Origin of the sequence: Kitasatospora sp. NPDC052896 (assembly GCF_044547075.1) — a bacterium.
GTDB lineage: Bacteria > Actinomycetota > Actinomycetes > Streptomycetales > Streptomycetaceae > Kitasatospora.
This window is the reverse complement of the sequence record NZ_JBITZU010000003.1, coordinates 332,291-352,326: the sequence shown is the minus strand read 5'-3', so window position 1 is coordinate 352,326 and position 20,036 is coordinate 332,291. Positions and strand designations below refer to the sequence as shown.

General features: G+C 73.8%; 18 protein-coding genes. 8 read left to right on the top strand and 10 right to left on the bottom strand.

Annotation, left to right across the window (positions count from 1 at the left end; translation table 11 throughout):
- Positions 1–3: 3 nt before the first annotated feature.
- Positions 4–1,380 (bottom strand): sensor histidine kinase, encoded by a 1,377-nt coding sequence (locus tag ACIGXM_RS10260; protein WP_396558919.1) that lies wholly within the window; start codon positions 1,378–1,380, stop codon positions 4–6.
- Positions 1,377–2,063: a response regulator transcription factor gene (locus ACIGXM_RS10255; RefSeq protein WP_396558917.1), complete on the bottom strand. Its 687-nt coding sequence runs from the start codon at positions 2,061–2,063 to the stop codon at positions 1,377–1,379. Before ACIGXM_RS10255 ends, ACIGXM_RS10260 begins: the two co-directional genes overlap by 4 nt.
- Positions 2,064–2,127: 64 nt before the next feature.
- Between ACIGXM_RS10255 and ACIGXM_RS10250 the strand changes: the two genes are divergently transcribed.
- The 3 genes from ACIGXM_RS10250 (at position 2,128) to pepN (ending at position 7,037) form a co-directional block, all read left to right on the top strand.
- Positions 2,128–3,408, top strand: coding sequence for a UDP-N-acetylglucosamine--N-acetylmuramyl-(pentapeptide) pyrophosphoryl-undecaprenol N-acetylglucosamine transferase (locus ACIGXM_RS10250; protein WP_396558915.1), 1,281 nt, complete (start codon positions 2,128–2,130; stop codon positions 3,406–3,408).
- On the top strand, positions 3,405–4,433 hold the full coding sequence (locus tag ACIGXM_RS10245; RefSeq protein WP_396558913.1) for an SDR family NAD(P)-dependent oxidoreductase: 1,029 nt from the start codon (positions 3,405–3,407) through the stop codon (positions 4,431–4,433). Before ACIGXM_RS10250 ends, ACIGXM_RS10245 begins: the two co-directional genes overlap by 4 nt.
- A gap of 90 nt (positions 4,434–4,523) precedes the next feature.
- A complete protein-coding gene (gene pepN / locus ACIGXM_RS10240; protein ID WP_396558911.1) occupies positions 4,524–7,037 on the top strand; it encodes an aminopeptidase N in 2,514 nt (837 codons plus the stop codon).
- Positions 7,038–7,394: 357 nt separating this feature from the next.
- Here pepN and ACIGXM_RS10235 read toward each other — a convergent pair whose 3' ends face one another.
- Positions 7,395–8,057, bottom strand: a complete 663-nt coding sequence (locus ACIGXM_RS10235; RefSeq protein ID WP_396558909.1) for a hypothetical protein — start codon at positions 8,055–8,057, stop codon at positions 7,395–7,397.
- A gap of 203 nt (positions 8,058–8,260) precedes the next feature.
- On the opposite strand from ACIGXM_RS10235, the gene ACIGXM_RS10230 reads away from it, so the two are divergent.
- Both ACIGXM_RS10230 and ACIGXM_RS10225 read left to right on the top strand, forming a co-directional pair.
- The gene (locus ACIGXM_RS10230) at positions 8,261–9,619 is read left to right on the top strand and encodes an MFS transporter (RefSeq protein WP_396558907.1); all 1,359 of its coding nucleotides are present in this window, start codon (positions 8,261–8,263) and stop codon (positions 9,617–9,619) included.
- Positions 9,620–9,872: 253 nt separating this feature from the next.
- Positions 9,873–10,529 (top strand): DUF2690 domain-containing protein, encoded by a 657-nt coding sequence (locus ACIGXM_RS10225; RefSeq protein ID WP_396558905.1) that lies wholly within the window; start codon positions 9,873–9,875, stop codon positions 10,527–10,529.
- A 73-nt stretch (positions 10,530–10,602) separates the two neighbouring features.
- Here ACIGXM_RS10225 and ACIGXM_RS10220 read toward each other — a convergent pair whose 3' ends face one another.
- The 3 genes from ACIGXM_RS10220 to ACIGXM_RS10210 form a co-directional block, all read right to left on the bottom strand.
- On the bottom strand, positions 10,603–10,986 hold the full coding sequence (locus tag ACIGXM_RS10220) for a hypothetical protein (protein WP_396558903.1): 384 nt from the start codon (positions 10,984–10,986) through the stop codon (positions 10,603–10,605).
- A 109-nt stretch (positions 10,987–11,095) separates the two neighbouring features.
- On the bottom strand, positions 11,096–11,527 hold the full coding sequence (locus ACIGXM_RS10215; protein WP_396558901.1) for a CBS domain-containing protein: 432 nt from the start codon (positions 11,525–11,527) through the stop codon (positions 11,096–11,098).
- A 139-nt stretch (positions 11,528–11,666) separates the two neighbouring features.
- The gene (locus ACIGXM_RS10210) at positions 11,667–12,689 is read right to left on the bottom strand and encodes an alcohol dehydrogenase catalytic domain-containing protein (protein WP_396558899.1); all 1,023 of its coding nucleotides are present in this window, start codon (positions 12,687–12,689) and stop codon (positions 11,667–11,669) included.
- A 158-nt stretch (positions 12,690–12,847) separates the two neighbouring features.
- Here ACIGXM_RS10210 and ACIGXM_RS10205 point away from each other — a divergent pair, with 158 nt between their 5' ends.
- Positions 12,848–13,738, top strand: a complete 891-nt coding sequence (locus ACIGXM_RS10205) for a hypothetical protein (protein ID WP_396558897.1) — start codon at positions 12,848–12,850, stop codon at positions 13,736–13,738.
- A gap of 25 nt (positions 13,739–13,763) precedes the next feature.
- On the opposite strand, the gene ACIGXM_RS10200 is transcribed toward ACIGXM_RS10205, so the two are convergent.
- The 4 genes from ACIGXM_RS10200 to ACIGXM_RS10185 form a co-directional block, all read right to left on the bottom strand.
- A complete protein-coding gene (locus ACIGXM_RS10200; RefSeq protein WP_396558895.1) occupies positions 13,764–14,504 on the bottom strand; it encodes an HdeD family acid-resistance protein in 741 nt (246 codons plus the stop codon).
- 106 nt (positions 14,505–14,610) lie between these two features.
- The gene (locus ACIGXM_RS10195) at positions 14,611–15,420 is read right to left on the bottom strand and encodes a class II aldolase/adducin family protein (protein WP_396558894.1); all 810 of its coding nucleotides are present in this window, start codon (positions 15,418–15,420) and stop codon (positions 14,611–14,613) included.
- Positions 15,421–15,501: 81 nt separating this feature from the next.
- Positions 15,502–16,566 carry a 2-dehydropantoate 2-reductase gene (locus ACIGXM_RS10190; protein WP_396558892.1) on the bottom strand — a complete coding sequence of 355 codons (1,065 nt, stop codon included), beginning with the start codon at positions 16,564–16,566 and terminating at the stop codon, positions 15,502–15,504.
- A complete protein-coding gene (locus ACIGXM_RS10185) occupies positions 16,536–17,231 on the bottom strand; it encodes a TetR/AcrR family transcriptional regulator (protein WP_396558890.1) in 696 nt (231 codons plus the stop codon). Before ACIGXM_RS10185 ends, ACIGXM_RS10190 begins: the two co-directional genes overlap by 31 nt.
- Before the next feature lie 235 nt (positions 17,232–17,466).
- Between ACIGXM_RS10185 and ACIGXM_RS10180 the strand changes: the two genes are divergently transcribed.
- Positions 17,467–18,927, top strand: a complete 1,461-nt coding sequence (locus ACIGXM_RS10180; protein ID WP_396558888.1) for an FAD-dependent monooxygenase — start codon at positions 17,467–17,469, stop codon at positions 18,925–18,927.
- Between the two features lie 63 nt (positions 18,928–18,990).
- Positions 18,991–19,986 (top strand): ketopantoate reductase family protein, encoded by a 996-nt coding sequence (locus ACIGXM_RS10175; protein WP_396558886.1) that lies wholly within the window; start codon positions 18,991–18,993, stop codon positions 19,984–19,986.
- Positions 19,987–20,036: the final 50 nt, after the last annotated feature.

Genomic DNA, 20,036 nt, shown 5'->3' with positions numbered 1-20,036 from the left:
GGATCATCCCGGGAAGCGCAGCCGGAACAGCGCGCCGCCGCCCGGAGCGGCCTCCGCGGTGAGCGAGGCTCCGTGTGCCCGGGCGATCTGCCGAGCCATCGCGAGTCCGAGGCCGGAGCCGGGCAACGCCCGGGCCGCCGAGGCCCGGTAGAAGCGGTCGAAGACGTACGGCAGGTCCTCCGGCGCGATGCCCGGCCCGTGGTCGCGGACGGTCAGTTCGAGCCCGGCGGTGAGCCACACCTCGACCTGCCCGCCCGGCGGGCTGAACTTGGCCGCGTTGTCCAGCAGGTTGGAGACCAGCCGGGCGAGCCGGGCCGGCACCCCGGGGACACCACGCTCGCCGGCCTGCTCCTCCAGGGTGAAGCCGACCGCGGGCCAGTGGTCCCGGGCGGCCTCCACGCAGTGCGTGACCAGCGCGCCGAGCCGCACCTGTTCGAGCAGTGGCTGCGGCTCCTCGTCCCGGGCCAGTTCGATCAGGTCGTTCACCAGTCCGGTGACCTCACGCAGCTGGCGACGCAGTGCGGCCGCCGCGCGATCGCGCTGACTTTCGGTCAACCGGTCCGCCCGGGAGAGGAGTTCGGCGTTGGTACGGAGTGCGGTGAGCGGGGTGCGCAGCTCGTGCGAGGCGTCCGCGACCAGCCGGCGCTGGGCCGCGACGGACTGTTCCAGCTCACCCAGCATGGTGTTGAAGCTGCCGGCCAGCCGGGTCAGCTCGTCCTCCCGCCGGCCGGGCGGCAGTTCGATCCGCAGGCCGGCGTCCCGGGTGGCGGCGATCCGCTCGGCGGTCCTGGTCAGCCGGGTGACCGGGGCCAGGCCGGTCCTGGCGACGGCGTAGCCGAGCGCGGCGGCCAGCAGCACGCCGGCCGCGGCGACCGCGGCCATCAGCTCGCCGGCCTGCTGGACGCCCTCCCGTACGGTGTCGGCGCGCAGCGCGACCTGGACGGCCTGCCGGGCGCCGGCCGGCGCCGCGGTCATCGGCGTGGTGAGCATCCGAGCCGGGTGGCCGCCGATGACGATGTCGGTGAAGTAGCCGGCCCGCTGCCGGGCGGCGACCTGGCGGGTGGCCGGAGTGACCGGCAGCAGGTAGGGCTGGGCCGGGTCCTTGCCGGGGTCGGCCGGCACGATCTGGGTGCAGGCGGGAGCGGCCAGGTAGTTGCACTCGCCGTAGACCACCTGCGGACCCTGGTCGCGGTACTGCTGCTGGAGCAGGGTGGCCTGCTGGGTGAGGTGCAGGTCGAGCTGGTGCTCCAGCTCGTAGCGGACGATGCTGAAGGCCGCCGCACTGACCCCGAGCGCGACCAGCGCGACCGCGGCCGTGCAGGCCAGCGCCAGTCGGGTGCGCAGCGGACGGCGGCGGGGCCAGCGGGCGTGCGCCCTCACTGGCCGTCCAGCCGGTAGCCCACCCCGTGCACGGTGTGCACCAGCCGCGGCTCGCCGCCGGCCTCCAGCTTGCGACGCAGGTAACCGACGTACACCGCGAGCGAGTTGGAGTCCGGACCGAAGTCGGCACCCCACACCCGTTCCATGATCAGCTCGCGCGGCAGCACCTGGCCGGGGTGCCGCAGCAGCACCTCCAGCAGGGCGAACTCGGTGCGCGAGAAGTCCAGTGGGCGGCCGCCCCGGGTGCCGGTGCGGGTGACCGGATCGACCGTGAGGTCGGCGAAGTGGTAGGTGACCTCCTCGGGGGCGGGGGCGGCCCGGCGCAGCAGGGCGCGCAGCCGGGCGGTCAGCTCGTCCAGGGCGAACGGCTTGACCAGGTAGTCGTCGGCGCCCGCGTCCAGGCCGTCGACCCGGTCACTCACCGAGTCCCGGGCGGTGAGCACCAGGATCGGGATCCGGTCGCCCAGGGCCCGCAGCCGGCGGCAGACCGCGAGGCCGTCGAGGGCCGGCATCAGCAGGTCGAGCACCATGGCGTCGGGCTGCCAGCGGGCCACCTCGGTCAGCGCCGCCAGCCCGTCCGGGGCGCCGCGCACCACGTAGCCCTCGACCGCCAGGCCGTCCTCGACGGCGGCGCGCACCTCCGGGTCGTCGTCCACGACCAGCACCTTCTGCCCGTTGCTCATGCGGACAACCCTCTCAAACCGACTCTGAGAACTCTCTTACATCGGCTGAGCAGGCTGCGACGTCATGCGGACAGAACACGAGGACACACCCCGCTCGGCGCCCCTCTCCGTGGTGATCGGGGCCGGCGGGACCGGCGGGCACATCTATCCGGGCCTGGCGCTGGCCGAGGCGCTGCGTCGGGCCGATCCGAGAGCGGTGATCTCGTTCGTGGGCACCGATCGCGGCCTGGAGACCAGGCTGATCCCGGAGGCCGGCTACCGGCTGCACACCGTGGACATGATCCCCTTCGACGCGGCCCTCGGCCTGCGCCGCTACCTGCTTCCCGCCGCACTGCTGCGCTCCGGCCGACAGTGCCGGGAGATCCTGCGCGCGCAGGGGGCGCAGGTGGCGGTGGGCATGGGCGGCTACCCCAGCGCTCCGGTGATCGTCGGCGCCCGGCTGGCCGGTCTGCCCAGCGTGGTGCACGAGTCGAACGCCGTGCCGGGACGGGCCAACCGCTTCGCGGCCCGGCTCACCCCGCACGTCGCGCTCGCCTTCGACCAGACCCGCACCCACCTGCCGGCCGGCCTGGCGGCGGAGACGGTCGGCATGCCGCTGGTCGGCGCGGTGGCCCGGCTGGACCGGAACGCGCTGCGGGCCGAGGCCCGTCGCGCCTTCGGGGTGCCGGACGACGCCCGGCTGCTGGTCTTCAACGGCGGCAGCCTCGGCGCGACCCGGCTCACCGAGGCCGCCGTCGAGCTGGCGGAGCGCTGGCGGCACCGGACCGACCGGCGCCTGCTGATCAAGACCGGCCCGGCCGCGTTCGACGAGGTCAGGTCCCGGCTGGCGGGCAACCCGGTGGCGCTGGTGGTGCCGTACCTGGACCGGATGGACCTCGCCTACGCGGCAGCCGACCTGATGGTCTGCCGGGCCGGTTCGGCCACCGTCGCGGAGCTCTCCAGCGTGCGGGTGCCGGCCGTGCTGGTGCCCTACCCGCACGCGCCGCACGACCACCAGACGCACAACGCGCGGGTGCTCTCCGACGCCGGCGCCGGCCTGCTGCTGCCGGACGGCGAGTGCACCGGCGAGCGACTGGCCGAGCTGGTCGAACCACTGCTCGCCGACCCCGCCCGGCTGGCGGCGATGGGCCGGGCGGCCAACCCCGGCCACCACGCCCGGGCCGCCGACCTGCTGGCCGCCAAGGTGCTGGGCACCATCCGCCGGGCCGCCGCCCCCGAGGACCAGCCCGCCGGTCCGCACGACCCGTACGGCCGCTTCGGCCCGTTCGGTCCGTACGGACCGGACAGCCCGCACGGACCGCTGAACAGCAACAACCTGACCCAGAACCACTGGAGGACGACATGAGCACCCCGAACCACCCGAACTCCCCTGCCGCACACCAGGACTGGACCGGACGGACGGTGCTGGTAACCGGCGCCGAGGGCTTCATCGGCAGTACCCTGGTCGACCTGCTGGTGGCCCGCGGCGCCCGGGTGCGGGCCCTGGTGCACTACAAGCCGTACGCCGAACGTGGCTACCTGGCCCGCTACCTGGCCGACCCCGACCGCCCGGTGGAGATGCTGGCCGGCGACGTCCGGGACGCCGGCCGGGTGCTGGACGCGGTGGCCGGCTGCGACACCGTCTTCCACCTCGCCGCCCTGATCGGCATCCCCTACAGCTACCAGGCCCCGGAGGCCTACGTGCAGACCAACGTGGTCGGCACCCAGAACATCGCCGCCGCCTGCCTGCGACACGGCGCCCGGCTGCTGCACACCTCCACCAGCGAGGTGTACGGCACGGCGATCACCGCACCCATCAGCGAGCACCACCCGCTGCAGCCCCAATCCCCTTACTCCGCCTCGAAGATCGGCGCGGACATGGCGGCGCTCTCCTACTGGCACGCCTTCGAGCTGCCGGTCTCGGTGGTCCGCCCGTTCAACACCTACGGCCCGCGCCAGTCGGCCCGCGCCGTGATCCCCACCGTGCTGGCCCAACTGCACTCCGGTGCGCGGGAGATCAGGCTCGGTTCGCTCTCCCCCACCCGGGACTTCACGTACGCGACGGACACCGCCGAGGGGTTCCTGGCGATCGCCCGGGCCGACCGCACGCTCGGCGAGGTGGTCAACCTCGGTACCGGGAGCGAGGTTTCGATCGGCGAGCTGGCCAAGGCGCTGATCGCCGCGTCCGGCCGGGAGGCCGAGATCGTGGTCGACCCGAGCCGACTGCGGCCCGGCGGCAGCGAGGTGGAGCGGCTGCTCTCCGACAACCGCAAGGCCCGTGAACTGGCCGGCTGGCAGCCGCGGGTGGAGCTGGCCGAGGGGCTGCGGCGGACCTCCGACTGGGTCGCCGAGCACCTGCACCTGCTCGCGCCGGAGCGCTACCAGGTCTGAGGACACGTGCCCGCCGCTCCCGGCCGTCCGGGAGCGGCGGGACGGCAGCCGGCGGGACGACGGCCGTTCGGATGCGACAGTATGACTCCCATGTCTGCCTACCCCGCACTGACGCGCGCCGAAGCCGTCGAGCGTCGCCGCCTGCTGACCGTCCACGCCGCCACCATCGACCTCGATCTCACCAGGGGCCCGGAGGAGTTCGGCTCCACCACGGTGATCCGTTTCGCCTGCACCAGCCCGGGGGCGTCGACCTTCGTCGACGTCAAGCCGTCCCGGCTGCGCCGGGTGGTGCTGAACGGGCGCGAGCTGGACGTCACCGCGCTGGACGCCGGCCGGTTCCCGCTGGCCGAGCTGGCGGCGGAGAACGAGCTGACGGTCGAGGCGGACATGGCGTACTCGCACACCGGCGAGGGCATGCACCGCTACACCGACCCGGCGGACGGCGAGGACTACGTCTACACCCAGTCCTTCATGGACGACGGACCGCGCGTCTTCGCCTCCTTCGACCAGCCCGACCTCAAGACCGGCTACCGGCTGTCGGTCACCGCGCCGCCGGAGTGGACCGTGGTCGGCAACACCATCGCCACCAGGGGCGATGCCGGCCGCTGGAGCTTCGCGCCCACCCCGCCGATCAGCAGCTACCTGGTCTCGCTGGTCGCCGGACCACTGCACTCGGTCGTCGCCGAACACGACGGCATCCCGCTGGGCCTGCACTGCCGCCGCTCGCTGGCCGCCTTCCTCGACGCGGACGCCGAGGAGCTGCTGGAGATCACCCGGCAGGGCTTCGACCACTACCACCGCGTCTTCCGCCACCGCTACCCGTTCGACAGCTACGACCAGTGTTTCGTCCCCGAGTTCAACGCGGGCGCGATGGAGAACCCGGGCTGCGTCACCCTCCGCGACGAGTACGTGTTCCGATCCGCCGTGGCCGACACCGAGCGGGAGGAGCGCGCCGTCGTCGTCACGCACGAGATGGCCCACATGTGGTTCGGCGACCTGGTCACCATGCGCTGGTGGGACGACCTGTGGCTGAACGAGTCGTTCGCCGAGTTCATGGCCTACACCGTGACCGCCGCGTCCACCCGCTTCACCCGCGCCTGGACCGGCTTCGCCGGCGCGCGCAAGGCCTGGGGCTACGACGCCGACCAGCGGCCCTCCACCCACCCGGTCGCCCCCGAGGCCGTCGAGGACACCGCGCAGGCGCTGCAGAACTTCGACGGCATCTCCTACGCCAAGGGCGCGTCCGCCCTGCGGCAACTGGCCGCCTGGCTCGGCGAGGAGCACTTCCTGGCGGGTGTCAACCACTACTTCGACCGGCACGCCTTCGGCAACGCCACCCTGGACGACCTGCTCCGGTCACTCGCCGCGAGCAGCGGCCGGGACGTGCACGGCTGGGCCGAGCGGTGGCTGCGCAGCACCGGCGTGGACAGCCTGCGGATCGACGACGACCAGGTGCGGCACAGTTCCGCGGACGGCACGCTGCGGCCGCACCTGGTGACCGTCGGCCGCTACCGCCACACCCCGGACGGCGCACTGGCGCTGCTCTCGCGCGAGCCGCTCGAACTGACTCCGGAGCCCGCCGCCCCGGTGCGGCTCGCCGCCGCGGACGGCGGAGCGCCCGGTGACCTGGTCCTGCTCAACGACACCGACCTCGGCTACGTCAAGGTCCGGCTGGACGAGCGGTCCTGGCAGACCGTCGAGAGGTCCCTCGGCGACGTCCCCGACGAGTTGGCCCGGGCCGTGCTCTGGAACTCGGCCCGGGACCAGGTGCGCGACGGCGAGTTGACGCCCGGCCGGTACCTGGAGCTGGTCGCCTCGCACCTGCCCGGTGAGGAGTCGGTCCACCTGGTCCAGTCCGTGCTCGCGTTCGCCCACGGCTTCGTCGTCGACCGCTGCCTGCCGCCCGCGCGACGGCCCGCGGGGCTGGCGCTGCTGGCGGGCGTCTGCCGCACGCTGCTGCGCCGCACCGAAGGTGGGCCGGACGACAGCGGACTGCGCCTGGTGGCCGTGCGACGGGCGATCGCCACCGCGGCGAGCCCGGAGGAGGCCGCCGAGCTGCGCGACTGGCTGACGGCGGGCAGCGTGCCGGGCGGGCCCGAGCTGGACCCCGATCTGCGCTGGCAACTGCTGCTGCGGCTGTGCGTGCTCGGCGCGGCGGACCAGCCGGAGATCGCCGCCGAGCTGGCCCGCGACCCGAGCAACGTCAGTGAGGAGGGCGCCGCCCGCTGCCGGGCGGCCCTGCCGCAGGCGGAGGCCAAGGAGGCGGCCTGGGACGCGCTGTTCCACGGCGAGCTCTCCGTCTACCTGGCCACGGCCACCATCCAGGGGTTGTGGCAGCCCGAGCAGGCCGACCTGCTGAGCGGGCTCACCGCCCGCTACTTCGAGGACGTGGTGGGCGCCGCCGAGCGCGGCCCGGCCATGGCCCGGGCACTCACCCTGCACGGCTTCCCGGCGTTCGCGGCGACCGAGCCGACCCTGCGGGCGGCGGAGGCCTGCCTGGAACGCGAGGACCTGATCCCGGCCGCCCGCCGCGGGCTGGCCGACCAGCTGGACGACCTCCGGCGCGCGGTGCGGGCCCGGGCGGCGGAGGAGGCCGCGCGGTAGGGTGACCGGCCGCCAGCCATGGTCGGGGGTGGCCGTCCGGCCACGACGGCGGTCAGCGGACACCGTCCTCGGGCGTTTCCGTCGCGGCCTCGGTGGGCCGGCGCCCGCCGGTCTCCGGGACGCCGGCGTCCAGCCCCAGGAGGTCAGTGAGGGTCCCCGGGCTGCGCCACCACCCCGCCGCAGCCACCGACCCACCCGGCCCCGGCATCCGCTCCGCGGACCTGATGGGTGGGACGGCCCCGGCGCCACCGGGCCGCCCGGTGCGCTGCCCCCAGGCCGCCTCCGGCGGGCAGCCCCGGTGCTCCGCCAGCGCGAGCGCGGCCCCGCGGGGCAGGCGCCCGCCCCGCCGTGCCGCCTTCACCAGCGCCCAGTCGATCCGGTAGGGCTCGTTCCAGCAGTTCCCGGACGGTCCGACGGTCCGCACCCGCGCCCAGCTCCCGAAGCCGGCGCAGCAGCGCGCCCGTACCGAGCCACCGCTGCTCCACGCCCTCCAGGAACGCCGCCGGCTCGGCCTCCGCGCAGGCGGCGACGACCTCGGCGGTCACCGGGTCGAACGCGCCGCCCGCCGGCCGGCCAGCTCCCGCACGGCTCCGGGACCGCCGAACTCGCGCACGGACCGCCAGGCCGCCGCCCAGACCGTCGGAGGGTGCTCCCCCGGCCGTCCAGCAGCGCGGCGGCGGCCAGCTCGAGGTCCGGCGCCAGCAGCGCCAGCCGGTGCTGGCGCGGCCGGTGGCGGGCGGTGGCGAGCAGCGCCGGGTCCCGCCGGCGCAGCACGCTCTCCGCCGCGAAGTCCAGCGAGGCGTTGTCGCTCAACGCGGCGTCCACCGCCTCGCGCACCGCGGCGGGCGGGTCGAAACCGATCAGGAACAGGTCACCGTCCGCCGCGACCAGCGCGGACAGCGCGGTCAGGCGCTCCTCCGCCGGCAGCAGCGCCACCAGGCGGTGCAGATCGAACCGAACCGCCGTGGCCTCGGTGGACGGCGCCGAGAAGGCGGGCGACGGGGACACGGAAGCGGTCATCCGCCCATGCTCCTCCAGGGACTTTGGTCCCTCGAGGTCAGGTCCTTCGACCCCGGTTGCCCCGGCCGGTCCCGGGTAACCGTGGACGGTCGCCCGCCACTACGGGCGATGGGGACGGTCCGCAGGGACCGTCCCGACCCCTGACCTCGACAACCCGCGCCGAGCCGGACCGTGATCCGGCGGAGCGCTCGGAGGACCTGGCAATGTCCAGCACCATCGACAACGCCCCGTATACCGCCTTCCACCGGAGACTGGCGCTGGCCTGCTCCGGCGGCCCGCTGCTCGACGGCTACATCCTCAGCATCGTCGGAGTGGCCCTGATCGGCATGCGGCCGGAACTCGGCCTGAGCACGGCCGCCGTCAGCCTGATCGGCGCGGCCGCGCTCATCGGCATGTTCGTCGGCGGCGCCCTGTTCGGCGTCCTGACCGACCGGATCGGCCGCGAGGTGATGTACACCGCAGACCTGGTCGTCATGATCGTCTGCTCGGCCCTCTCCTTCTGGGTGGACGGGGTCTGGACCCTCGCCCTGTTGCGTTTCGTGCTCGGCATGGCGGTCGCCGCGGACTACCCGATCGCCACCTCACTGCTGGCCGAGTGGCTTCCCAGCAAGCACCGGGGGCGGCTGCTGGGCAAGCAGATCGTGGCCTGGTACGCGGGCTCGGTCCTCGCCTACGTGGTCGGCTACCTCTTCCTGGAGTTCGGTGGGACCGGCAGCTGGCGCTGGATGCTGGCCAGCTCGACCGTGCTGTGCGCGGTCTTCCTGGTGATCCGCCGGGGCTCCCCCGAGTCGCCGCGCTGGCTGGCCGCCAACGGCCGGGTAGGCGAGGCCGTCGCCCTGGTCGAGAAGCACCTGGGCGTCCGGGTCGACGGCCGTGAGCTGCTGCCGCCCCGCCGGACCACCGCCCGCACCAGCCCGTTCCGCGAGCTGCTCACCCCGCGGTACCGGCGCCGTACGCTGTTCTGCGGGTTGTTCTTCCTCTGCCAGGTCGGCCCGCTGTTCGCGATGCTGACCTTCGGGCCGCAGATCCTCAGCTCCTTCGGCATGCCCGGCGGCACCGTCCTGGACACCCTGGGGACCGGCGCGGTGAGCCTGGTCTTCCTGATCGGCTGCTACCCCGCGCTGCGCCTGATCGACAGCAAGGGCCGGCGTCCCACGATCATCTGGTCGTTCGCGCTGATGATCGTCCCGCTCGCGCTGCTCGGCGTGTGGCCGACCGCCCCCGCCGCGGTCGCGCTGCTCGCGCTGTGCGCGTACGCGTTCCTGTGCGGCGGCCCGAACGTGCTGGACTGGACGTACCCCAACGAGCTCTTCCCCACCGAGATCCGGGCGACCGCGGTCGGGGTGGCGACCTCCGTGAGCCGGATCGGCGCGGCCGTGGGGACGTACCTGCTGCCGCTCTCGCTCACCGGGCTGGGTACCGGGCCGACCATGCTGATCGCCGCCGGTGTCACCGCGCTGGGTCTGGCCGTGTGCGTGCTCTGGGCGGAGGAGACCAAGGACACGGCACTCGGTGCCACCACCCCCGAGGTCCCGCGACGCCGGCCGGTGCCGGTCGGCTGATCCGCCCGGCGGCACGGTACGGCCCTGCGCGCTGCTTCGGTCCCGAAGCGGCGCGCAGGGCCGTTTTCGGTCCCGGGTGCCCACCGCCACCGACGGACGGCCGTCAGCGCCGCGGTCCTCCAACCGGGTGGCCGGGCCACGCACCGCCTCGTGACCGGCCTGCGGGCCCGTGCGCCGGGCCGGAGCGCCGGGCAACTGCCGGGCCGCGTGGTCCACCTCGCCGGGAACGGTCCGGGCGGGCCCCGAACTCCGCATGGAGGGCGGAGAGTTCGAGCGGGTCGCGGTTCGTCCGGAAGGACGGCTGCCGAACTCCTCGGTCCACGCCCACAACATCCGCCCTGACCTGCGACTTTCTTGGCACACCGGGGTTCTGCGGGGCGTCCCTGCTGTTGCCGGGCCGATGCAGGAAGCGGACATTTTCAGGTACACCACACCGTGCGCCGCGAACCGCCGTGACCCACCCGGCCAGAAAGCGATGATGATGATACGTGCACGATACTCACCGGCCCTTGTCGCGCTGTTGCTCGCCGTCGGCGGCCTGAGCTCGATCCCCGCCCTCAGCACGGCGGCACACGCGGCGAGTTGCTCCGGCGGCAGTTGCCCCGGCCTCGATCCGGTCGCGGCCGGCTGCGACGACGACGCCATCACCGTCGCGACGACCACGGTCGCCGGCACGACCGTGGAGCTTCGCTGGAGCGGCTCGTGCAACGCCAACTGGGCCGAGGCGCAGACCACCGCGGACCTGGCCACGATCGAGGTGCACAACGCGCTCGAAGAGGTGCAGAGCACGGGCAACGCCGACGACGACGAACCGGAGGACATCGTCACGCCGATGGTCAACGGCACGGCCGACGCCTGGGTGTGCGGCACCACCTTCGCCGGCTTCTCCAGCTGCAGCTCGTGGGCCTGATCGTCACCCGACCGGCCGACCGGCGCCAGGCGTCCCGGGGTCGGCCACGACCGACCCCGGGAGCCTCGGCGCGCTAGCCGTCGGACTTGCCAGGTGCTTCGGGTGCGTCAGATGTGTCGGGACTGTCGGAAGTGTCGGACTTGTCGTTACCGGCCGGCCGGGCGGCCGGCACGGGGGCGGCGTCGGCGGCCGGAGCGGCCTCCTGGCTCGCCGCCTCGTGGGCGGCCACGTGCGTGCGGACCTCCTTGATCGTCAGGTCCAGCAGGTTGGCCGTGATGTCCAGGCCGCCGAAGGCCTCCACGGCCCCGGCGACCGTCCGGCTCAGATTGGCCTGGGCCTGGGCGGTCCGCTCGAGTGCCTGGCTGTAGGCGTCGAGAGCGGCCAGCTGCAGCCGGTGGCGTTCTTGTACTTCGTTGCGGCGGCGAAGCGCTTCGGTCAGTGGTTCAGCAATGCTCATACCGCATATGGTCTCAGCTCCCGGACCTGCGGTTCACCCATTTGACACGCCGGTACCCCGACCTGACGACAGGTCGGGGTACCGGGGCCCGATCTCACGGGTCCCGCGCTCAGCGCCGCGCCCCGGTCGGCGCGTAGACGTGCGCGGCGAACTCGGCGAGCTGCTCGTCCGGGAGGTGCCGGGCGAGGTCGGCCTCGCTGATCATGCCGACCAGCCGCTTGTTCTCGATCACCGGGAGCCGGCGGATGCGGTGGCTCTCCATCTCGTGCAGCACGTCCCCGATGTCGGCGTCCGCCGCGATCCAGCGCGGGGTGCCCTCGACGATGTCGCCGGCCTTGCAGTCGGCCGGGTTGCGCCCCTCCGCGACGCACTTGACGACGATGTCCCGGTCGGTGATGATCCCGCACAGCCGCTCGTTCGGGTCACCGACGGGCAGTGCGCCGACGTCCAGCTCACGCATCAGCCGAGCCGCGTGGTCGAGGGAGTCGTCCTTGGTGATCCAGTGAGCACCCGGATGCATGATGTCCTTGGCCGTGGTCATGATGTCCTCCTGATTGCGGTGGGCCGCGCGGGTCGCGCCCAGTGGCACGCTTCAGGCCTCATGAAGCCCCTTGCATCGTCTCGCCACGGGTCGGCTTCCGCCATTCGGCCGATCGCCGCGCGAGGTCGGCAGCGCGGGGTCAGCCGGTGGTGAGCACCATCCGGAAGCGGGCGGCACCGGAGAGCATCTTCTGGTACGCCTCGGCGGCCTGGTCCAACGACACGGTCTCGATCATCGGGCGGATCCCGCACAGGGCGCTGAACGCCATGGTGTCCTCCACGTCCTGGGCGGTGCCGGACGGGTGGCCACGGAGGATCCGGCCCTGCATGAGCAGCTGGACCGGGCTGACGCCCAGCGGCTCGCCGGCCGCGCCGATGACCACCAGCTCGCCGCGGTGGGAGAGCCCGTCCACGGTCGCCGTGATGGCGTCGGAGTTGCCCGCGGTGGCCAGCACGACCTTGGCACCGCCGAGGGCCTGCAGCGCCTCCGCGACGCCGGTCCCCGCCGTGCTGTCGACGTAGTGGTGTGCGCCGAGTTCCTTGGCGAAGTCGGCCTTGGCGGCGCCGCGGGCGATCGCCACGGTCTCGAAGCCCATGGCGGCCGCGTACTTCACGCCCAGGTGGCCGAGGCCACCGAGACCGAGGACGGCGACCAGGTCGCCAGGGCGCGCCGAGCTGCGCCGCAGCCCGTTGTACGTGGTCACCCCCGCACAGGCCAGCGGTGCCGCGTCGGCCGCCGTCAGCGCCTCGGGGATCCGGGCCAGCGCGCCGGTCGGGACGACCACCGCCTCGGCGAAGCCGCCGTCGTACGCCCAGCCCGGGACCTGCAGGTTGACGCAGACTATGAAGTCGCCCTGCCGGCAGGGCGTGCAGTGGCCGCAGCTGCCGCCGAACCAGCCCACCGCCACCCGGTCGCCCACCTGCCAACCACTGTCCGTTCCCTCGCCCAACTCCTCGATCCGCCCGGCGATCTCGTGGCCGGGGACCAGCGGGAAGCGCAGGCCCGGAACCCCGGCGTCGACGAAGAGGGCGTCGCTGTGGCAGACCCCGCAGGCGTCCACGGCGATCCGTACGTGGCCCCGGCCTGGTCGCGGTACCTCACGCTCCACGATCTCGAACGGCCCGCCGACGGCGGCCACCTGTGCGACTCGATAAGTGCTCATCCGATTCTCCCCTGGGTCCTGGCGCGACGGCCTCCCCCGGACCAGCAGACCAGCTCCGAGCCGATCGCGCGCGCCGGAACCGATCGGGCGCCGGCTGCCTCGGCGATGGCGACGCCGCCACCCCGGGGCCCGCCGGACAGGCCCTAGGATGTCGGCTCATGACGGACACACGGGGGACCGAACCGGTCTGGAACAACGAACCGCTGGTGACCAGCGCACCGCAGCCCGACTGGGCCGCGTTGGCGGAGCGTCACGAGCGGCAGGTGCGACGGCGCAGGCAGATCCGCGCGGCGGCGGCCGGTGTCGTGGCCACCACCGCCATCGGCGGCCTGATCACCGCCGCGGTCCAGTTCTCCGGCTCCGGGCAGAAGTCCGCGCACTCCGCCGCCAGCTCCGCCAGCGCCGCCGCCACGACGGCCAACAGCTTCGACGGTGGTCTCAGCCCGCTGGTCGCTCCCACCGGCACGGCGTCCGGCGCCGCCCCCTCGGGCAGCCCCTCGGCCTCCGCCGACCCGTCAACCCCGGCCAGTGCCAGCGCCGGTACCGGCGCCGCGGCCGGCACGTCCCGACCGGTCACTCCCACCGGTTCGGGCGCGGCCGGCGCGGCCGCGCCGACAGCAGGCAGTGCTCCGGCGGCGGGCGGTGCGCCAGCGGCGCCGGCCGCCCCGGCCCCCAGCGCCGACCCGACCCCCAAGGCCTCGCCGACGACGCCGCCGCCGACCGGCCACAACCCCTACAGCGCCGGCCAGGTGTGCGGCGGCGGATACAGCGTCATCGACTCGCACAGCCTCGGCTCCGCCACCGTGTACCTGCTCTACGACAACGCCAACGGCGACAACTGCGTCGCCACGCTCGCGAACGACGTCGGCGGCGCGGTCCCGATGAACGCGACACTGGCCGTCAAGGGCGGCAGCTCGGCGAGCAACCCGGGCAGCTTCAGCTACTACGCGGGCCCGGTCACCGAGCACGCCCCCAACACCTGTGTCGAATGGGGTGGTTCGTACCAGGGCAGCAGCTGGACCAGCGGCTGGAGCCACTGCGGCTCCTGACCCGGGCCACCCCGTCGGCCCGGGATCAGACCTGCGGGTGCGGGTGCGACCCCAGCCGCGCCCGGGTGCCCTGGGCACCGGCCACCAGCTTCTTCGACCGGCCCCGCAGCTGGAAGGCGTGGATCACCTCGGTGACCCCGAGGACGATCAGCCAGATCCCGGCCACCAGGGTCAGCGCGGCGATCGAGTGGAACGGCGAGACGATCAGCACCACGCCGGCCAGCCCGGTGATGACACCGAGGAAGATCTGCCAGCCACGAGCCGGCAGGTCGTGCGTCGAGATCGCCATCGCCGTCATGAGCGTGCCCCGCATCAGCCAGCCGAAGCCGATCCACAGCGCGAGCAACAGGATCGACTCCGCGGCTCCCCGGAAGCAGATCAGGCCCAGCAACAAGGAGAACGCACCGCTGATGAAGCTGAGTGCCCGCAGGTGCCCGGGCACGTGGTGGCCGAACGCGCCGGCCAGCTGGAAGACGCCGCTGACCAGCAGGTAGATGCCGAAGAGCACCCCGACCACCACCAGCGTGGCGGCCGGCCAGGCCAGTACGAAGACGCCCAGGGCGATGGCGGCCACCCCCGCGGTGAGCAGGACCTGCCAGGCGGCGTTGGAGAGCACGTTCAGGGCGCCGCCGTACGGGCTCTCGCCGAGCCCGACGCGCGGCGGCTGGTGCGGCGGCTGCGGCCGGTCGGGTTCGCGGGGCGGCGGCTGGTGCGCCTCGTTGGGCCCCGGGGTGGCCCCGGACGGGTTCTCGGAGGGGTAACTCATGGCGCCCACCTCATCGCTGGAACAGGACGTACACCTCCTACCATCCTGATCCCGAGCCTCTGGTTCCGCCTGGTCACGGGGCGGCGCCGAGGTCGCACCGGGCGGGTCAGTCGAACAGATCCGGATCGGAGGCCGTGATCTGGTCCCACAGCGGCCGGGCCTGGAACCAGCCGGCCAGGTGGCTGCCGATCTGCTCCCGGGTCAGCAGGGCGGTCTCCCGGTCGATGAGTTTGGGCGTGCCGGCCGCCATCGCGAGCAGCTGTGCCTGGCACGAGCGCTCCATCGTGATGAACCACCACACGGCCTCGGCCACCGAGTGCCCGACCGTGAGCAGGCCGTGGTTCTGCAGGATCACGGCCTTGTACCCGCCGAGCGCCGCGCCGATCCGCCGGCCCTCCTCCAGCTCGTTGGCCACCCCGCGGTAGTCGCCGTAGAGGCCGTGGTCCTCGTAGAAGGCGCAGGCGTCCTGGGTGATCGGGTCCAGCGGGATGCCGAGGCTGGAGAACGCCTTCCCGTGCAGGGAGTGGGAGTGCGCGGCGGCGATCGCGTCGGGGCGGGCGGCGTGCACCTGGGAGTGGATGACGAAGGCGGCCTTGTTCACCGGCCGATTGCCGTGCAGCAGGGTGCCCTGGTGGTCGACCAGGATCAGGTCGGAGGCCTTGATCAGGTTGAAGCTCAGGCCGAAGGGGTTGACCCAGAACCACTCGGGGTTCTCCGGGTCGCGGACGGTGATGTGTCCGGCGACGCCCTCGGAGAAGCCGAACCTCCCGAACAGCCGGAATCCGGCGGCGAGTTGCTCCTTGCGGTACTGCCGCTCGGCCTCGACAGAGTCGAAGGTCGGCGGGAGGGGGAAGGTGACGCCGTCCGGCATGGGGCCGACGACGGCGGACACGGCGGCGGGCACAGGGGTGGTCATGGCCGTCCTCCAGGGGTGGTGGTCCTGCCTGCCCTACAAAAGGTACGCCGATGTATCCGATACGGCAATGGATCCGATAGCTCAGACCGGGCGGCCCGCCTTGTCGGCCGCGCGGGCGGCGGTGAGTTCCGCGAGCAGGTCCGAACCGGTCCAGCGGCGGGCGTCGGCCGCGTCCGCCACCTCGCGCTCGCGGACCAGGGCCACCAGGCGGGCGTTGGCGGGGGCCGTCCGGCCGTGCCGGGCGGCGATCGCCACCACCTCGCCCTGCAGCGCGTCTATCTCGGTGGCCCGGCCGCGCTCCAGGTCCTCCCACATGGACGAGCGCGCGTGCGCGTCGATGCCCAGCGCGCCGGCGGCGATCCGGCGGAAGAGCCGGTCGGGCAGCCGCATCAAGGCCGGGGTGAGCGCCGGCGGGACGGGCCCCAGCCGGGCGGGCCGGACCCCGGCGGCGCGCAGCGCGGCCAGCGCCTCCTGCTGGCAGAGGGCGAGGCAGCGCCGGTAGGCGCGCCGGCCGAGCTGGTCGCGCAGTGGCAGGCCGGAGAGCGCGTTGACGGCGTTGTTGAGGTTCAGCAGCAGCTTGGCGTGCTGGACCTCGCGCATGTCCCGCCGTGCCTCGACCGCCAGGCCGCCCGCCCGCAGCAGCTCCAGCAGCCCGGCGCCCTCCGGCGTGTCGTCGATCATGAGCGAGCCGGTACTGCCCTGGTGGAAGGCGCCCGGGGCGGTCTGCAGGACGTTGTACGGGACCATGCCGGCCAGCACGGTGTGGCCGGGCAGCGCGGCCCGCAGGATGCCCGGGTTGTGCAGGCCGTTCTGGAAGCTGACGACGACGGCGCCCGGGCGCAGGTGCTCGGCGAGTTCCCGGCCGGCGGTCGGGGTGGCCGCGGACTTGACGGTGACCAGGACGAAATCGGCGTCGGCGGCCGCGTCCGGAGTGGTGGCCACCACCAGCCGGTCCGGCGGGAGGTGCCGGGTGGGCCGGCCGGCGGCGGTGAGGGTGAGGCCACCGGCCAGGGTCTCCCGGAGCGCCGGCCGGCCGATCAGCGTGACCTCGGCGTGCGGGGCCAAGTGGCCGCCGAGGTGGCAGCCGATGCTTCCGGCGCCGAGGACCGCGATCTTCAGGCGTCGCCGTGGGGTGGGGCTGGGCATGCGGATCGGTCTCCCGGGTCGGTGTCGGCGGTGGCGGTGACGGCAGTGTCGGTGGCGTCGGCGCGGGTGGTGACGGCGGAGAGGATCGTGGCCAGGAAGCGCCGGTCCAGCCCCCCGGGAGGCAGCTGTTCGGGCTCGACGTAGCTCTGCGCCAGACCACCCTCGCGGATGGCGATCAGCAGCCGGGCGAGTTCCTCGGGCGCGACGGTGAGGGTCAGGCCGGCGCGTTCCAGGTAGCCGGTGAGGCCGCGGGCGAGCTCCGCCCGGAGGCGGCCGTCGTGCCGGGCCAGGATCCAGGCGGCCTGCGGGTCGCGGATGGCGTGCAGCGTGAACTCGGTGGTCACCAGGTACCACTCGCGCTCGGCGGGCTCGACCTCGGAGACGAGTTCGGCGAGCCGGTCGAGTGAGAAGTCCTCGGTGGCCAGCGCGTCCGTCCGGGCCGCCAGTCGGCTCAGGGTCTGCTCGGCGTGCTGGTCGAAGAGCGCGAGGAAGAGCTCTTCCTTGCTGCTGAAGTTCGAGTAGAACGCGCCGCGGGTGTACCCGGCGCGCACGCAGACCTGCTCGATGGTGGTGGCCTGGAAGCCGTGCTCGGCGAAGGCCTCCAGTGCTGCCGTGAGCAGCGCGGCCCGGGTGCGCGGCCGGCGCTTGGTGGTGCCCTTGGGCATCGGACCTCCAGGTGCGGAGCGGTGCGGTGACTGCAGGCACACGATACATCCAAGCATCGGATACTTGAATGTATCCGTCCTGTGCCGGCGAACATCGACCAGTTCCCCTCGAAGGTTGACGGCACAGGACGTGTATCCGCCTCGGATAAGCCGTTCGGGTGACGCCCCGGGGTTCCGTCCCACTGCTCGGGCACGCGGCGCAGGATGGGGAGCTACGGAGTGGAAGGGGTGGGACATGACCTCCGACGACGTGGACGTCCTGATCGCCGGCGCCGGCCCGACCGGGTTGCTGCTGGCCAACGAGCTACAGCTGGCGGGCGTCGGCGCCCTGGTGCTGGAGCGGCTGCCCGAGCGTACCGGCCAGTCCAAGGCACTGGGCCTGCAGCCGCGCACCGCCGAGATCCTGCAGCTGCGCGGTTGGCTGGAGCCGGTACTGGACCGGGCGCTGGCCACCATCCCCGGCGGGCACTTCGCCGGGATGCCCCTGGACTACTCGGTCTTCGACACTCCGTTCCCGTACCAACTGGGCATTCCACAGGCCCGGGTCGAGGAGTGCCTGGAGAACCGCCTGACCGACCACGGCGTCCCACTCCTGCACGGGCACGAACTGACCGACCTCGCGCAGGACGACGAGGGTGTGACGGCCACCGTCACCGGCCCGGACCGGACGCGGCGGCTGCGCGCGCGGTACCTGGTCGGCGCGGACGGTGGCCGCAGCACGGTCCGCCACCTGCTGGGGATGCCCTTCCCCGGCCGGGACGGACGGTTGTCGATGGTGGTCGCGGACGTGGTCGTCGAGGGCGGCCCGGCGGCGGGGACCGAGTGGCGGCTGCCCTCCCTCGAACCCGACGAGAAGGGCCTGTCCTTCCTCCTCCCGCTGGACGGCGGCGTGCACCGCCTGCTCTTCGGCGGCCCGGAGCAACAACGCCTGGAGCGGTCCGCCCCGGTCACCGAGGACGAGGTCAGGGCCGCGCTCTTCGCCCACCACGGCGACCGGGTCCGGCTGCGCGAGCTGCGCTGGGCGTCCCGGTTCACCGACGCCTCCCGCCAGGCGGAGCGCTACCGCGACGGCCGGGTGCTGCTGGCCGGCGACGCCGCCCACATCCACCTGCCGGCCGGTGGCCAGGGCCTGAACCTCGGCATGCAGGACGCCTTCAACCTCGGTTGGAAGCTCGCCGCCCAGCTCCACGGCTGGGCGCCCGAGCGGCTGCTGGACAGCTACCACGCCGAGCGGCACCCGGTCGGGGCGATGGTGCTGGAGAACACCCGGGCCCAGGGCGTCCTCTCCTCCCCCGACCCGGACGCCCGCGCGCTGCGCGCCACCGTGGCCGGGCTGCTCACCGTCCCCGAGGCCAACCGGCGGATCGCCGGCATGATCTCCGGCCTGGACATCCGCTACCCGATGCCGGGCTCCCCCGCGCACCCGTTACTGGGCGCCCGGCTGCCGGGGATCGAACTGCCCACCGGCCGCGGCCTGCTCCTGACGTCCGGTCAGCAGCCCGGCCCGGTCGCCGCGCTCGCGCCCTGGACGGACCGGGTCGACCACACCGCCGCCGCCCTCGGGGCCCCCGACACCCGGGCCGTCCTGGTGCGCCCGGACGGCTACGTGTGCTGGGTCGGCCGCGACGACACCGAGCGACCGGACGCCGCCCTGCGCGCCTGGTTCGGTGCCCCGGCCCGGCACCACCGGTCGTGACGGGGGATCAGCTCTGGGCGTAGCCCCTGCCGGGAGGCCGATCCGGCCTGCCATGCTGGACACATGCGCTACATCATCATCGGCGCCGGCGCGGTCGGCGGCACGATCGGCGGACGGCTGTACGAGAGCGGTCACGAGGTGGTCCTGATCGCCCGCGGGAACCACCTGAAGGCCCTGCGGCAGGACGGTCTACGGCTCGCCACCCCGCAGGGCGTCCAGCAGCTGGCCGTACCCGCCCACGGCGGACCGCTGGAGGTCGAGCTGCGCCGCGACGACGTGCTCGTCCTCGCGGTGAAGACCCAGCACTCCGAGGCGCTGCTGACCGAGTGGGCCGCGCAGCCGGTGGCCGGTGGCGGGACGGCGGGCGAGCTGCTGCCGGTGCTCTGCGCGCAGAACGGCGTGGCGAACGAGCGGCTCGCGCTCCGCCGGTTCCGTCGGGTCTACGGCGTCTGCGTCTGGATGCCGGCCACCCATCTGGAGCCGGGCCGGGTCTGCGCCCTGGGCAGCCCGCTGAGCGGCATGCTGCACCTGGGTCGCTACCCCGCGGGCCGCGACGGGACGGCCGAGCGGATCGCCGCGGACCTGGAGACCGCCCGGATCGGCGCGCCGGTCAGCGACTCGGTGATGAGCTGGAAGTACGCCAAGCTGCTCAGCAATCTGGGCAACGCGCTCGAGGCCCTGAGCGGGCCGATCCGGGGCGACCTGCGCACGGCGGTGTGGCAGCGGGCGCGGGCCGAGGGCGAGGCCGTCCTGGCGGCCGCCGGCATCGCGTACCGCAGCACGGCCGAACAGCAGGCGGTCCGCGGCGACCTGGTGACGGCCGTCCCCGTCGAGGGCGAACCGCGCCCCGGCGGCTCCTCCTGGCAGAGCCTCGCCCGGGGCACCGGCGACATCGAGGCCGACCACCTGAACGGCGAGATCGTCCTGCTCGGGCGGCTGCACGGGGTGCCGACACCACTCAACGAGGCGCTGCAACGCCTGGCCAACGACTTCGCCCGCAACGGCCGCGCACCGGGCAGCCTCCCCGAGGCGCGACTGGCGGCCCTGCTGGAGCTGTAGGACCGGCGCCGGGCCGGCCCGACACCTGGCCGGCCCGGCGTCAACTCCCC